Consider the following 14,683-nt stretch of genomic DNA (forward strand, 5'->3'; position numbering starts at 1 on the left):
GGCCAGCGTGATGTCCGCACCGTAACGGCACCGTCCTCCTCCACGTGTCGGCCCCTCTCAGGACCACCCCAGTGCCCGCAGCCCGGCCGTGACCACTGCGGCCCCGACCACGACCACCAGGAATGGGGCTCGCAGGCACAGCAGCACCACCGCAGCAGCGAGCCCCGCCAGGCGCGCATCGAGCAGGATCTCGGAGCCGCTGGTCGCCGTCTGCGTGGCCACCAGCGCGCCCAGCAGTGCGATCGGCAGCAGGGTCGTGACCCGGGAGACTCGCGGGCGCTCGAGCACGTCCGGCGGAGCCTGGTACCCCACCCACTTCTGGGCGAAGGACAGCACCGAGGCGGCGATCACCGCGATCCACAGCATGCTCATCGCCGCTCCTTTTCGATGTCGACCCCGTCGCGGTGGACGGGTCCGCGGCGTGAGGGCAGCAGTCCCGCGACCACCGCCACCAGAGCCGCCGCCAGCACCGGCAGCCCGGCGGGCAGCGCCGGCGTGGTCACCAGGGCCACGAAGGCCGCGGCCACGGCGACCGCGATCGCCTCCCCGCTGCGCAGGCGCGGCCACAGCAGGGCGATGAACGCCGCGGCGGCCGCCGCATCCAGGCCCCAGGCCCCGGGGTCGGCGACGTGCTGCCCGGCGAGCGCGCCCACCAGCGAGAACAGGTTCCAGAAGACATACACCCACACCCCGGCCGCCCAGAACCCGGCCCGCTTCTCCGCGGTGGTGACGCCACTCGCTGCCAGCGCGGCGGACTCATCGATCGTCAGGTGCGCCCGGGCGACGCCCCGGAGGCCGCCCCGAGGCAGGGAGGGGGCGAGGATCAGGCCGTACAGAGTGTTGCGGACCCCCAGCAGCACCGAGGCCAGGGCCGCGCCGAGAGCCGAGCCGCCACCCCCGACCACGCCGATGAACGCGAACTGGCTGCCGCCGGTGAACATCACCGCAGAGAGCACCATCGCCTGCCAGACATCGAGGCCCGAGGCCGTCGCGAGTGCACCGAAGGAGATTCCGTACAGGCCGGTCGCCACCCCGATGGACAGGCCGTTGCGGCGGATGCTGCGCAGGCGGCCGGAGGCGGAGCCGGCGGCGGAGGGCAGGGCCGCTCGTGGGCCGGGTGAAGCGGAGGTCATGATGCGCGACACTCTACGATCACCAGGGGCGACGCGGTCCCGCCGTCCATCGTGCGATGTGAGAATCTAGGGGCATGACCACGTCTTCGGATCCATCTTCCCCCGCGAGCACGGACATGCACTGCCGCTGCGCGGAGAAGTGCTGCTGTTGGACATGGACGGCACCCTCATCGACTCGGGCCCCGCCGTCGAGAGGTCCTGGAACCGCTTGTTCGGCGAGTTCGGCATCGACCTCGAGTTCGGGGCCGAGCATCATGGGAAGCCGGCGCGGCAGGTGCTCGGAGAGGTGCTCCCGGAGCTCGGGGAGGACGGGATCGCGCAGGCGCATCGCCGGGTCGAGGAGCTCGAGGTCTCCGACGTCGACGAGATCGCGGTGCTGCCGGGCACCGAGCGGCTGCTGGCCGAGCTCGCCGCCGCCGCCGAGCAGCTGGGGCGTCCCACCTGGACCATCGTCACCTCCTGCACGGCACCGCTGTTCGAGGCCCGCTGGGCCCGCACCGGGCTGCCGGTCCCTGCTGGGCTCGTCACGGCGGACCAGGTCACCAGGGGCAAACCAGACCCGGAGCCCTATCTGCTGGGCGCCGAGAGGCTCGGCGCGGACCCGACCGCGAGCATCGTGATCGAGGACTCGATCGGTGGGCTGCGCTCCGGTGCGGCGGCCGGATCCCGCACCGTCGCGGTGACCAGCACCACGCCGGCAGGGGACCTCGCGCCCCTGGCGGACGCCCTGGTCACGTCGTTGGACGATCTCGAGGTGAGGGTCGACGGCGAGGGGCTGCTGCTCTCGCGACGCGGACGCTGAACGTCACGCCGCGCCTGCATCGTCGCACCCGATGGCGTTGATAGGCTCGGGCGGCCGAACCCGGTTCGTCCGCACGCCCGGAACCGTCGGGAGCGTCCCTGACGCCCCTGCACTCTGCTGTCGAGCATCGTGACTGCGGGCGGAAGCCGTCCCCCTCGAAAGGACTCATCCCATGTGCGGAATCGCCGGTACCTATGGATTCGGTGCTGACACCGAGGGCATCGCCCGACGGATGAGCAGTGCGCTGGCCCACCGCGGCCCCGACGGCGAAGGTCTCTTCGTCGATGACCAGGTCGGGCTGGCCCACCGCCGCCTCGCCATCATCGATCGCGAGCACGGCGCTCAGCCGATGACCACTGCGGACGGTCGATACACGATCATCTACAACGGCGAGACCTACAACTACCTCGACCTGCGCGCCGAGCTCGAGGGCCTCGGCCATACCTTCCGCACCGATTCCGACACGGAGGTGCTGCTGGAGGCCCACGCGGAGTGGGGGACCGCCGCCTATGACCGCTTCAACGGCATGTTCGCCTTCGCGATCCACGACGCGCACACCGGCACCGTGACCATCGCCCGTGACCACTTCGGGATCAAGCCGCTCTACTACTGGAGCGACCCCACCGCGGATGCCGCCGACGGCCCGCGCGTCGTGTTCGGCTCGGAGATCCGCTCGCTGCTGGCCTCTCGCGCGTTCGAGGCGGCCCCGGATGACCGCGCCGTCTACCGCTACCTGAAGTTCCGGGTCCAGGACGACGACTCCCAGACCTTCTTCGCGGGGGTGAACCGGCTGATGGCCGGCGAGGTGCTCGAGATCCGCGCCGACGGCACCGAGGTCTCCTCCTTCACCCGCCTGAAGGACGAGCTGCGCGAGATCGCCGCCCGCCCCGCCCGGCCCTACGACGAGCAGGTCGTGGACGAGTACCGCGAGCGTTTCCAGGAATCGGTGCGCCTGCGCCTGCAGTCCGAGGTGCCCGTGGGCACCTCGCTCTCCGGTGGCCTGGACTCCTCTGCGGTCGCGGCCGTGATCGCCCGTCAGCTGCGTGAGCAGCCCGAGGACGAGCGCTACAGCGCCGTCGGCACGCGACAGAACACCTTCTCCGCGGTGTTCCCGAACTCCTCGAACGACGAGGAGCGCTATGTGGACGCGCTGCTGGAGGACTACCAGGGGCAGATCACCGCCCACAAGATCACCCCGCAGCCCGATGCCTTCCTCGAGGACGTGCACGACTTCGTGCGCACCCAGGAGGAGCCGATCATCTCCACCGGCCCGTACGCCCAGTACGCGGTGATGCGCGAGGCCAGCCAGCACGTCACCGTGCTGCTGGACGGTCAGGGCGCCGACGAGATGATGGCCGGCTACAACCCGTACTTCTACGTCTACCTGCGCCAGCTGCGCCGGCAGAGGCGGTTCAAGGAGCTCGCCAGTGAGATCGTCGGCTCGCGCGACATCCTCCGCAAGCTCGCCAGGACCAAGTTCTCCGGCCGCACCACGGTGCCGATCGAGGCGCTGCTGAACTCCGGCTTCGTCGCCGAGCACCACGGCGAGAAGGTCACCTCGGTCCAGGACGACCTGAAGGAGCGGCTGCTCGAGGACACCTTCCGCTCCTCGTTGCCGTCCCTGCTGCGCTACGAGGACAAGAACACGATGCGCTTCAGCATCGAGGGGCGCGTTCCCTTCGTGGACAAGGAGCTGCTGAAGTTCCTGTTCTCCCTGGACGAGTCGGCGATCATCCACGACGGCTGGAACAAGCGGATCCTGCGCGAGTCGATGTACGGGATCCTCCCCGACATGATCTCCAAGCGCCGCAACAAGATCGGCTTCACCACCCCGGAGGGGGAGTGGTTCCGCTCGATCGCCCCGCAGCTGCGGGAGATCTTCGCGTCGTCGTCCTTCGCTTCACGCCCCTACTTCGACGCCGCGAGCGTGCTGGCGCTGTTCGACGACTACATCGCCCATCCCGAGAACTACGGCACCCTGATGTTCTGGCGCCTGCTGAACGTCGAGCTGTGGATGCGCACCTTCTTCGACGACGTCGACGGCGCGGTCCGCGCGCTCGGCGGTTCGGCCGAGGCCGGGGAGCCCCCGCGCCCGAACCGGCCACGGCTCCCGCCGCGGAGGTGGAGGACGAAGCGCCCAAGAGCGACTACGTCGCCAACCCCGGCAAGCAGCTGGACCTCGTCTCCGCTGCCGATGCGCACACCTGGCGCCGCCTGCCGCTGCAGACCGAGCTGGTGGCCCGCGGCGACGACATCGAGTCGCTCGCTCGGCAGCGGGTCGAGCGCTTCGCCGCTGACCTGCCCGCCGGGGCCGTACCCGCGGGCGCGCCATGGTACTTCGTGATCAGCGAGAAGATCATCGCGATCTCGCAGGGACGCTCCTGGTTCACCTGGGAGGTCAAGCCGCGCCGTTCGGCGAAGGTGCTCAGCCGCTTCGTCAGCCGTACCCCGGCGGGCATCGGCCTGGGCGACCCGACCACTATGGAGCTGGCGATCCGCGAGGTCGGCCTGCCCCGTGTGCTCGTCGCCTCCGCGGCTGGCGCTGCGGGCAAGGTGGTGGGTCGCAGGGGACTTTTCTACGAGGTCGTCGGCGCGAACGTGCGAGCCATCGACGGGCCCACGCCCTACTCCGCCTTCCCCTCGAATGTCTCCGCCAAGCTCCCGCCGAAGGATCCCGATGCAGTCTCCGCACGGATCTCCGCCGCGATCCGTGCAGCGGACATCCCCGCCACCCTGCGGGAGAGCTTCGTGGGCACCGTGGTGATGGACGCCAATGACATCGGACGCAACATCCTGGGCTCCGATGTGGCGACCCCGCACGAGCATCTCGAGGCGACCTTCGCCGACAATCCGCTCGGGCAGGGCCGTCAGCGCACCCCGATGGCGATCCTGGTGGATCTCGACATCGCGTCACAGCGGTGAGAACACGCCGACCTGGTCTAGGCTCCGGGAATCAGAGCATTTTCGGGAGGAGATCATGACCAGCACCGACCTGCGCCTCGCGCGGCCGTTCGGCGCGGTGGGGACCGCGATGGTCACCCCGCTCACCGAGGACGGCCACAAGGTGGACCTCGATGTCGCCCAGCAGCTCGCCGTCCATGTCGTCGAGCACGGCCACGACATGATCGTGGTCTCCGGCACCACCGGCGAGGCCCCGACCCTCACCGACGTGGAGAAGATCGAGCTGGCTCGTGCGGTGCGTGAGGCCGTCGGGCCGGAGATCACCGTGGTCGCAGGGGTGGGCACCTACGACACCGCCCACTCGATCGACCTCGCGCGCGAGCACGCCAAGCTGGGCGTCGACGGCCTGCTGGTCGTCACCCCGTACTACTCGAAGCCCAGCCAGGCCGGGATCATCTCGCACACCACTGCGATCGCTGACTCCACCGACCTGCCGGTCATGCTCTACGACATCCCCGGTCGCACCGGGACCCCGCTGTCCTACGAGACCCTCCTGCGTCTGGGCGACAATCCGCGGATCCTCGCCGTCAAGGACGCCAAGGCTGATCTGCAGCAGGCCTCGCGGATCATGGAGCAGACGGACCTCGTCTACTACTCGGGCGAGGACGGGCTGAACCTCCCCTGGCTGTCGATCGGCGCGGTGGGGATCGTGTCGGTGGTCGGCCAGGTCGCCGGCGAGCTGGAGAAGGCGATGATCGACGCCGTGGACCGCTTCGACCTGGCCGCCGCCCGCGAGGCCCATCACCGGCTGGTCCCGGTGGTCGACGCCATCATGAACCACATGCCCGGTGCCGTGGCCGCGAAGGCCGCGCTGCATCTGCAGGGCGTGCTGCCCCACGCCGCGATGCGCGGCCCCCACGTCCCGGCCGACGCCGACCAGCTGCGCATGCTCAGCGCCGCGCTGGACGCCGCCGGTCTGCTCTGACCGGATCTGCCTCACCGGGCACGCCCGCCTGCGCCCACGCTCCCGCCCGCTGACGCTCCCGTCCGCGGACGCTCTCCCGCCCGCTGACGCTCGGAGGTCCCGATGCCCGCCGTCCACTCCCAGCGACTCCCGCCACCTCCGGCGCTGCCGGAGGGGACGCTGCGCATCGTCCCGCTGGGCGGGCTCGGCGACGTCGGTCGCAACATGACCGTGCTCGAGTTCGACGGACGCCTGCTCATCGTCGACTGCGGAGTGCTCTTCCCCGAGGACTCGCAGCCCGGGGTGGACCTGATCCTGCCGGATTTCGGTCTCATCCTCGACCGGCTCGACGATGTCGTCGCCATCGTCCTCACCCATGGCCACGAGGATCACATCGGCGCGGTGCCGTACCTGCTGAGGCACCGGCCGGACATCCCTCTGGTGGGCAGCGCGCTCACGCTCGCCTTCATCGAGGCGAAGCTCAAGGAGCACCGCCTCCGACCCCGCACCGTCGTGGTGACGGAGGGGCAGCAGGAGAGCTTCGGCCCCTTCGACTGCGAATTCATCGCAGTCAATCACTCCATCCCCGACGCCCTCGCGGTGCACCTGACCACTCCGGCGGGCACCGTGCTGCACACCGGCGACTTCAAGATGGACCAGCTGCCGCTGGACGGCCGGATCACGGACCTGCGCGCCTTCGCGCGACTCGGCGAGGCCGGGGTCGATCTGTTCATGACCGACTCCACCAATGCTGAGGTGCCCGGCTTCACCGTCGGCGAGCAGGAGATCGGTCCCACCCTGGACACGCTCTTCGCCCGGGCCGACCAGAAGATCGTCGTCGCCTCCTTCTCCAGCCATGTCCATCGCGTCCAGCAGGTGCTGGACGCGGCCGCCGCGCACGGCCGGAAGGTCGCCTTCGTCGGCCGCTCGATGGTGCGCAACATGGGCATCGCCGCGGAGATGGGCTACCTCGACATCCCCGAGCGCACCGTGATCGACGTCAAGCAGATCGACGGCCTGCCCGAGGAGCAGGTCGTGCTGATGTGCACCGGCAGCCAGGGCGAGCCGATGGCGGCGCTGGGACGGATCGCGAAGGGCGACCACCGGGTCAGCGTCGGCCCAGGAGATGTCGTCATCCTCGCCTCCTCCCTCATCCCCGGCAACGAGAACGCCGTGTTCCGGGTGGTCAACGGTTTGCTGGCGCTCGGGGCCGAGGTGGTCCACAAGGGCAACGCGAAGGTCCACACCTCCGGCCATGCGAGCGAGGGCGAGCTGCTGTACTGCTACAACATCGTGCGCCCGAAGAACGTGATGCCGATCCACGGCGAGATCCGCCACCTCATCGCCAACGGCGCCATCGCCGAGGCCACCGGCGTGCCGCGTGACCGGATCGTGCAGGCCCGGGACGGTCACGTGGTCGACCTCAGGGACGGGATCGCGCGGACCGTCGGACAGGTGCCGAACGGCTACGTGTACGTCGACGGCTCCAGCGTGGGCGAGATCTCCGAGGAAGATCTCGAGGATCGCCGGATCCTGGGGGACGAGGGCTTCATCTCCCTGTTCGCCGTGGTCGACGCCGAGACCGGCAGACTCATCGCCGGCCCCGAGATCCATGCCCGCGGCGTGGCCGAGGATGCGCAGGTCTTCGAGAAGATCCGCCTCGAGATCATCGCAGCCCTCGAGCAGGCGGTCGCGGAACACCCCGACCGCCGCGACACCCATCAGCTGCAGCAGGTCATGCGCCGGGTGGTGGGGCGGTACGTCGGCCGACGCCTGCGCCGACGACCGATGATCCTCCCCGTGGTCCTGCGGTCCGACGAGCGCTGAGAACTCCTGGACCACGGGTCCCTGCCCGCGATATGCACGTGATCTGCGCCCGGCGGGACGGTGCCGCCCGGGCCGCCTCCCGGGCATGACGGGGTACGGACGGTAGGATCGAGGGCATGGCGACACGTACGTCTTCCCCCGCACGTGCGTCGAAAGGCTCCTCGCGGAGCGCTGCTGCCGGCACCTCGCGCACCAGCGGCTCCGCGACGAACGACCCCTCGACGCTCCCCCTGCCGGTGCGCGCAGTGCGCTCCGGCTATCTGGCGATCGCCCGCATGGTCGGCGGAATGATCCGCTCGATCGGCGTGCAGCGCTGGGAGGTGGCACCCAAGCAGCGGCGCGACGGCTACGCGCTGTTCCTGCTGATGATCGCGACACTGGTCGCCGTCGTCGAGTGGTGGCAGTCCGCCGGGCCCGTCTTCGGTGCGGTCCATACCGTGGTGGCCGGCACCTTCGGGATCTCCTCGATGGTGATCCCGCTGCTGGCCGCCGGCTGGTCGCTGAGGATGTTCCGCCGCCCCGACCAGGTGCGCGCCAACTCCCGCATCGCGATCGGGATCGCGATCCTGCTGACCGCCATCTCTGCCATCGCCTCGGTATCCGCCCGGCTGCCCGCCCCGGCCGACGGCATCGACGCGCTGGCCCGGGGCGGCGGCGTGCTGGGCTACCTCGCCGCCGCGCCGCTGGAGGCGCTGGTGCCCCCGGTCGCCGTCATCGTCCTGCATTCGGTGCTGATCGCCTTCGGCGTCCTGGTGCTCACCGCCACCCCGGTCGAGTCCATCCCCACGCGCCTGCGCGGCGTGTACGAGGACATGGTGGGGCGCAGCGAGGAGGAGGACGAGGAGCGCGTCGCCTTCGGCCTGCGCCCGCGCCGGATCGATCCCGCCGTGCACGAGCAGGCCACCGCGGCACAGCCGACGGGCCGCCCCCGTCGCCGCACCCGCAAGGAGAAGTCCGAGGCGGAGGCCGCCGAGCGCGACCACGAGAGCTTCGGCTACGTCGGCGACGAGGCCTTCGAGCAGGGCGTGGACGAGGACGCCGCGGCCGCCGCGACGGCGAAGCGATCGCGCCGCCGTTCCACCCCTCGCAGCAGCGCTCCGGCGGACTCCGAGGAGGTCTTCGACGTCGTCGGGGAGGAGAACCACCGCGCGAAGACCTTCCCGGGCAAGGGTGCCGCGGGCGCGCCGCAGCCCACCGCTCCGATGCCCGCTGCGGCCAAGAGCGCCGGGCAGCCGGCGTCGGCCCCCGCCAGCCCGGCCGCCCAGAAACCGGCGCCCCAGGAGAAGACCGAGCTGGTGCCGCCGCCGATGGGCGATCTGCCCCGGGCGGGCGAGCAGCTCGAGCTCGCCGGGGACGTCGTCTACACCCTGCCGGAGTCCTCCTTCCTGCTGGAGGGGCCGCCGCACAAGACCCGCTCCGAGGTCAACGACCAGGTCGTGGCCGCACTCGGCGAGGTCTTCGAGCAGTTCAACGTCAACGCCGAGGTGGTCGGCTTCTCCCGCGGGCCGACGGTCACCCGCTACGAGGTCGAGCTCCACCCCGGCACCAAGGTCGAGAAGGTCACGGCCCTGGACAAGAACATCTCCTACGCCGTCGCCAGCGCCGACGTGCGCATCCTCTCGCCGATCCCCGGCAAGAAGGCCATCGGCATCGAGATCCCCAACACCGACCGTGAGACCGTGGTCCTCGGCGACGTGCTGCGCAGCTCGGTGGCCCGCCGCAATGAGCACCCCCTGGTGATGGGCGTGGGCAAGGACGTCGAGGGCGGCTACGTGGTCGCGAACCTCTCCAAGATGCCGCACCTGCTGGTCGCGGGCGCCACCGGCGCCGGCAAGTCCAGCTTCGTGAACTCGATGATCACCTCGATCCTGATGCGCGCCACCCCCGAGGAGGTGCGCATGGTGCTGGTCGACCCCAAGCGGGTCGAGCTGACGATCTACGAGGGCATCCCGCACCTGATCACCCCGATCATCACCAACCCGAAGAAGGCCGCCGAGGCCCTCGAATGGGTGGTGAAGGAGATGGACGCCCGCTACGACGACCTCGCCGCCTTCGGGTTCAAGCATCTCGATGACTTCAACAAGGCCGTCCGCGCCGGAGAGATCCAGGTGCCCGCGGGCAGCGAGCGTCGGCTGGCGCCGTACCCCTACCTGCTGGTCGTGGTCGACGAGCTCGCGGACCTGATGATGGTCGCCCCGCGCGACGTCGAGGCATCCATCCAGCGGATCACCCAGCTGGCGCGAGCCGCCGGGATCCATCTGATCCTCGCCACCCAGCGCCCGTCGGTCGACGTCGTCACCGGCATCATCAAGGCCAACGTGCCCAGCCGGCTCGCGTTCGCGACCTCCTCGCTGCAGGATTCGCGCGTCATCCTCGACTCCGTCGGCGCGGAGAAGCTCATCGGTCAGGGCGATGCCCTGTTCCATCCGATGGGCAAGGCCAAGCCGATGCGCGTCCAGGGCGCCTGGGTCAACGAGTCGGAGATCCACAAGGTCGTCGACCACGTCAAGACCCAGATGAAGCCGAACTATCGTGAGGACGTCCAGGTCGTCGCCGCCAAGAAGCAGATCGACGATGACATCGGCGACGATCTCGACGTGCTGCTGCAGGCGACCGAGCTGGTGGTGACCACGCAGTTCGGCTCCACCTCGATGCTGCAGCGCAAGCTGCGGGTGGGCTTCGCGAAGGCGGGCCGCCTGATGGACCTGCTGGAGTCGCGCGAGATCGTCGGCCCCTCCGAGGGATCCAAGGCGCGCGATGTGCTCATCCATCCCGATGAGCTCGGCACCGCCATCGCCCGCATCCGCGGCGAGGACGTGCCGTCCGAGGAGAGCGGGGAGGAGCCCTACGGCGCGGACCAGGCCGTCGACCTCACGCCGGGCACACCGGTGGAGACCGAAGGGGCGGGCGAGTCCCAGGATCGCTACGGCGATGACCCGCTGGCCGAGGACGACTCCGCACCGGAGACCGACTACTACGACGATGACTCCGGTGAGGACGGCGAGGATGCCTGGAGCCTCACAGGGCGCTGACCTCCCCGCCCCACCGCCGCCGCCCCGCACCTCCGCTCGTCCCCCATCAGCTCAGGAGCCACCGATGACCGCACCGCGCACCGCCGAGGTTCCGCTCTGGAACATCGCCAACATCCTCACCATGGTGCGGTGCGCCATGGTCCCGCTGCTGGTGATCCTCGCGCTCCTGTACGCGGACTCGGTGCCCGGCCGGCTGCTGGTCGCCGGGGTGTTCGTGCTCGCGATGATCACCGACTTCGCGGATGGCCACCTGGCCCGCAGCCGGAACCTGATCACCGACTTCGGCAAGATCATGGACCCCATCGCGGACAAGGCGATGACCGGTGCGGCGCTGATCATGCTCTCGGTGTGGGAGTACGTGCCGTGGTGGATGACGATCCTGATCCTGGTGCGCGAGATCGGGATCACCGTCATGCGGTTCACGATCCTGAAGTACGGGGCGCTGCCGGCGAACATGGCCGGCAAGGCCAAGACCATGGTCCAGACCATCGCCATCACCTTCTGCCTGATCCCGTTCGAGGTGTGGTGGGCTCCGGCACGCTGGATCGGCCTGGCCATGATGCTGCTGGCCGTGGTGCTGACCGTGTGGTCCGGGCTGGTCAACCTCAAGGACGGCCTGCGGCTGCGGCGTGAGGCCCTGGCCGGCGGCGCCGAGGCCTGATGGCCGTCGCCGGTGACGTCCCCCGCGGCGACGCGCCCACCGATGCCGCGCACTCCGACCCCGCCGCCGTGATCCGGAGGGCAGCGGAGCGGGGCTGGACGCTCTCGACCGCGGAGTCCCTGACCGCCGGGGCCGTGGTGGCCCGCCTCGTGGACGTCCCCGGGGCCAGCGCGGTGATCGCCGGGGGAGCGGCCTGCTATTCGCTGCAGGCCAAGTCCCGGGTGCTGGGGGTGGAACCCGCCCTGCTCGCCGCCACCGGCGCGGTCACTGCGGAGGTCGCCGCGGCCATGGCCGAGGGGGCGCGCTCCCTGTACCTCACCGATCTCGCCGTCTCCACCACGGGAGTGGCCGGTCCCGGCCCGGATGAGCGCGGCGTCGCCGAGGGGACCGTCGTGCTCGGGCTCGCCCGGCAGGGCCGACCCACCCGCACCCGTGAACTCCGTCTCAGCGGCGGGAGGAGCCGGATCCGCGCCCTGACGGTCGACGCCGCGATCGAGATGCTGGCAGCGGAGCTCACCGAATAGGCGGCGCTCCAGCTCAGCCGCGTCCCGCGGACCCGTCCTCCCCACCGTCCCACCATGCACACGGTTCAGCGAACCCTCGGGGTGGGCCACTACACTCGGGGAACACTTTCGTAGGGCACAGCGTTGGACTGTTCGTGATGACGATGACATACCGGAACCCCGAACTGCACCACACGTTCCCCCCGAGTCAGAGGAAGGGAGGCAGGTCCATGATCCTGTTCCGCCAGGAGCTGGGCGACGTGCTGCGCGACGCGCGCCGCTCCCAGGGCCGCACGCTGCGGCAGGTGTCCTCCGATGCCCGTGTGTCGCTGGGCTACCTCAGCGAGATCGAGCGCGGTCAGAAGGAGGCGTCCAGCGAGCTGCTGGTCTCCGTGACCGACGCACTGGGCCTCCCGCTGTCCTTCGTCCTGCGCGAGGTCTCCGAGAGGATCGCGATCGCCGAGCAGGTGACGATCCCGGACACGGTCCCGGAGGGTCTCGCCGACGGCACCGCGCCGCTCGTCGGCGCCCGCTGAGGTGCGGCGCAGCGAATTCGCGGAGCTGGCCGACCACGTGTTCGGTCCAGCCCTAGCCCGCACCTACACGCACGACCTCGTGCTCGAGGAGATCGGCGGCCTCAGCGCCGCCCAGGCCCTCGAGCGCGGGGTCGCCGTGCGTGCGGTGTGGAATGCGCTGTGCGATGCGATGGACGTGCCGGACTCCGCACGCTGGGAGATCCCCGCACAGCAGCGACGGCACTGACGCCGTCACTGCCGAACCCGGGCATGCCCGGCACGATCTGCGCAGAGCGCAGAGCGCATCGGCGACACGCCGACATCTCCCACGTGTTCGAACGTCTGTTCGGTATCGTGGTCCCCGACGGTCCCTCCAGCACGTCACCCACGAACTGATCTCCCCTCCCCATCGACCGCCGTCCACAGCGGGACCGGGGGAGCGGCGAATGTCGGGGGCGACGCCTACTGTGGCCGCACTGGTCACCGCGTCGGCACTCCCGGCCCTCAGGAAGGAACAAGCACATGGCTGCACCGAAGTCAGCATCCAAGCCCCCGGTCTCGAAGTCGACCGAGAAGAACCGCAGCTCCTCGCTCGACAACGCCCTCGCCCAGATCGACCGCCAGTTCGGCAAGGGCTCGATCATGCGCCTGGGCGACGACACCCGTCCGCCCGTGGAGGTCATCCCCACCGGCTCGGTGGCGCTGGACGCCGCGCTCGGCATCGGCGGGCTGCCCCGCGGCCGCATCGTCGAGATCTACGGCCCGGAATCCTCCGGCAAGACGACGCTCGCCCTCCACGCGGTCGCCAACGCCCAGCGCAACGGGGGCATCGCCGCATTCATCGATGCCGAGCACGCGATGGATCCGGAGTACGCGAAGAAGCTCGGCGTGGACACCGACGCCCTGCTGGTCTCCCAGCCGGACACCGGTGAGCAGGCCCTGGAGATCACGGACATGCTGATCCGTTCCGGTGCGCTGGACGTCGTGGTCATCGACTCGGTCGCGGCGCTGGTGCCCAAGGCCGAGATCGAGGGCGAGATGGGCGACTCCCATGTCGGTCTGCAGGCCCGCCTCATGTCCCAGGCGCTGCGCAAGCTCACCGGCGCGCTCTCCGCCTCGGGCACCACCGCGATCTTCATCAACCAGCTGCGCGAGAAGATCGGCGTGTTCTTCGGCAGCCCCGAGACCACCACCGGCGGCAAGGCGCTGAAGTTCTACGCCTCCGTGCGCATGGACATCCGTCGTATCGAGACGCTGAAGACCGGCACCGACTCCGTCGGCAACCGCACCCGCGTCAAGGTGGTGAAGAACAAGATGGCCCCGCCCTTCAAGCAGGCCGAGTTCGACATCCTCTACGGCGAGGGCATCTCCCGCGAGGGCGGCCTGTTGGACCTCGGCGTCGAGCACGGCGTGGTCCGCAAGTCCGGCGCCTGGTTCACCTACGAAGGGGACCAGCTGGGGCAGGGCAAGGAGAACTCCCGCCAGTTCCTCAAGGACAACCCCGATCTGGCCGCCGAGATCGAGGAGAAGATCCTGCGCACCCTGGGTGTGGGCAAGTACGCGGCCGAGCCGGAGGCCCCGGAGGTCGCAGCACCCCTCGGTGAGGACGAGTTCCTCGACGAGGACGTCCCGGTCACCATCTGAGCGATGTCGTCGTTTCACCCCGCCGGCGACGCCGACGGCCACTCGCCCGTCCGCGTCGCCGGCGCCACCACTGCGGAACCTCCCGCCAGTGCTGCCGGGCACGAGGAGATCCATGATCGTCTCGCCGAGCGCACCCGGAGGATCCTCGAGACTCCCCGAGCCGCCCCGGACCCGGAGCGGGCCGCACGGGAGAAGGCCGTGGTCCACGAGTGCCGGTACCTGATGAGGCTGCTCGCCTCCCGCCGGCGCTCGTTCGGGGAGATGCAGGAGCGGTTGAGGCAGCGCGAGGTGCCCGGCGCGATCGCCCACGAAGCGATGGCTCGCATCGACCGGGCCGGCCTGGTCGACGATGAGACCTTCGCCCGCGAGTGGGTGCAGCAGCGTCGGGAGCTGCGGTCGCTCGGCGATGAGGCGCTGCGGCGGGAGCTCGAGTCGAAGCGGGTCGATGCGCGGTGGATCGACGCCGCGCTGGACGGCGGGGACGCGGATGAGGAGCAGCGCTGCCGGGAGCTGGTCCGCTCCCGGATCGGGCACCGCGACCGGGAGCAGCTCCGCAGCGAGCGGGACGGCACCCACCGGCGCCGGCTCTCCCGGCGTCTGGATTCGCTGCTGACCCGCAAGGGCTATCCGGGCTCGCTCGCCGTCCACGTGATCTCCGGCGAGCTGCGCTCCGCCGCTGCGGTGCCGGACGCCTGAGCGCC

General features: G+C 70.3%; 14 protein-coding genes. 12 read left to right on the forward strand and 2 right to left on the reverse strand.

Annotated elements, in window-relative coordinates; translation table 11 throughout:
- Positions 1-57: 57 nt before the first annotated feature.
- Together CFK39_RS13190 and CFK39_RS13195 are read right to left on the reverse strand one after the other, a co-directional pair.
- Positions 58-372: an AzlD domain-containing protein gene (locus CFK39_RS13190; protein WP_089065846.1), complete on the reverse strand. Its 315-nt coding sequence runs from the start codon at positions 370-372 to the stop codon at positions 58-60.
- Complete coding sequence (locus CFK39_RS13195; RefSeq protein WP_089066444.1) at positions 369-1,133, reverse strand: AzlC family ABC transporter permease; 765 nt, start codon at positions 1,131-1,133, stop codon at positions 369-371. The genes CFK39_RS13190 and CFK39_RS13195 overlap by 4 nt, the downstream gene beginning before the upstream one ends.
- A gap of 139 nt (positions 1,134-1,272) precedes the next feature.
- Here CFK39_RS13195 and CFK39_RS13200 point away from each other — a divergent pair, with 139 nt between their 5' ends.
- From CFK39_RS13200 to CFK39_RS13250, 12 genes are all read left to right on the forward strand, one after another.
- Entirely contained in the window at positions 1,273-1,935 is a 663-nt protein-coding gene (locus tag CFK39_RS13200) for an HAD-IA family hydrolase (RefSeq protein WP_245822644.1), read from the forward strand.
- A gap of 172 nt (positions 1,936-2,107) precedes the next feature.
- The gene (gene asnB / locus CFK39_RS13205; RefSeq protein ID WP_338027679.1) at positions 2,108-4,279 is read left to right on the forward strand and encodes an asparagine synthase (glutamine-hydrolyzing); all 2,172 of its coding nucleotides are present in this window, start codon (positions 2,108-2,110) and stop codon (positions 4,277-4,279) included.
- The gene (locus CFK39_RS17385; RefSeq protein ID WP_338027680.1) at positions 4,276-4,857 is read left to right on the forward strand and encodes a hypothetical protein; all 582 of its coding nucleotides are present in this window, start codon (positions 4,276-4,278) and stop codon (positions 4,855-4,857) included. Before asnB ends, CFK39_RS17385 begins: the two co-directional genes overlap by 4 nt.
- Positions 4,858-4,912: 55 nt before the next feature.
- Positions 4,913-5,821: a 4-hydroxy-tetrahydrodipicolinate synthase gene (gene dapA / locus CFK39_RS13210; RefSeq protein ID WP_089065847.1), complete on the forward strand. Its 909-nt coding sequence runs from the start codon at positions 4,913-4,915 to the stop codon at positions 5,819-5,821.
- Positions 5,822-5,923: 102 nt separating this feature from the next.
- On the forward strand, positions 5,924-7,627 hold the full coding sequence (locus CFK39_RS13215) for a ribonuclease J (RefSeq protein WP_089065848.1): 1,704 nt from the start codon (positions 5,924-5,926) through the stop codon (positions 7,625-7,627).
- A 116-nt stretch (positions 7,628-7,743) separates the two neighbouring features.
- On the forward strand, positions 7,744-10,659 hold the full coding sequence (locus tag CFK39_RS13220) for an FtsK/SpoIIIE family DNA translocase (protein WP_172805672.1): 2,916 nt from the start codon (positions 7,744-7,746) through the stop codon (positions 10,657-10,659).
- 64 nt (positions 10,660-10,723) lie between these two features.
- Positions 10,724-11,320, forward strand: coding sequence for a CDP-diacylglycerol--glycerol-3-phosphate 3-phosphatidyltransferase (pgsA, locus tag CFK39_RS13225; RefSeq protein ID WP_089065849.1), 597 nt, complete (start codon positions 10,724-10,726; stop codon positions 11,318-11,320).
- The gene (locus tag CFK39_RS13230) at positions 11,320-11,844 is read left to right on the forward strand and encodes a CinA family protein (RefSeq protein WP_089065850.1); all 525 of its coding nucleotides are present in this window, start codon (positions 11,320-11,322) and stop codon (positions 11,842-11,844) included. Before pgsA ends, CFK39_RS13230 begins: the two co-directional genes overlap by 1 nt.
- A gap of 209 nt (positions 11,845-12,053) precedes the next feature.
- Entirely contained in the window at positions 12,054-12,359 is a 306-nt protein-coding gene (locus CFK39_RS13235) for a helix-turn-helix domain-containing protein (RefSeq protein WP_089065851.1), read from the forward strand.
- A gap of 1 nt (position 12,360) precedes the next feature.
- A complete protein-coding gene (locus tag CFK39_RS13240; RefSeq protein ID WP_089065852.1) occupies positions 12,361-12,585 on the forward strand; it encodes a DUF3046 domain-containing protein in 225 nt (74 codons plus the stop codon).
- A 275-nt stretch (positions 12,586-12,860) separates the two neighbouring features.
- Complete coding sequence (gene recA / locus CFK39_RS13245) at positions 12,861-13,982, forward strand: recombinase RecA (protein ID WP_089065853.1); 1,122 nt, start codon at positions 12,861-12,863, stop codon at positions 13,980-13,982.
- Between the two features lie 3 nt (positions 13,983-13,985).
- Positions 13,986-14,678: a regulatory protein RecX gene (locus CFK39_RS13250; protein WP_172805673.1), complete on the forward strand. Its 693-nt coding sequence runs from the start codon at positions 13,986-13,988 to the stop codon at positions 14,676-14,678.
- The last annotated feature ends 5 nt before the right edge of the window (positions 14,679-14,683 follow it).

The sequence above is a fragment of the Brachybacterium avium genome, from assembly GCF_002216795.1.
Taxonomy (GTDB): domain Bacteria; phylum Actinomycetota; class Actinomycetes; order Actinomycetales; family Dermabacteraceae; genus Brachybacterium; species Brachybacterium avium.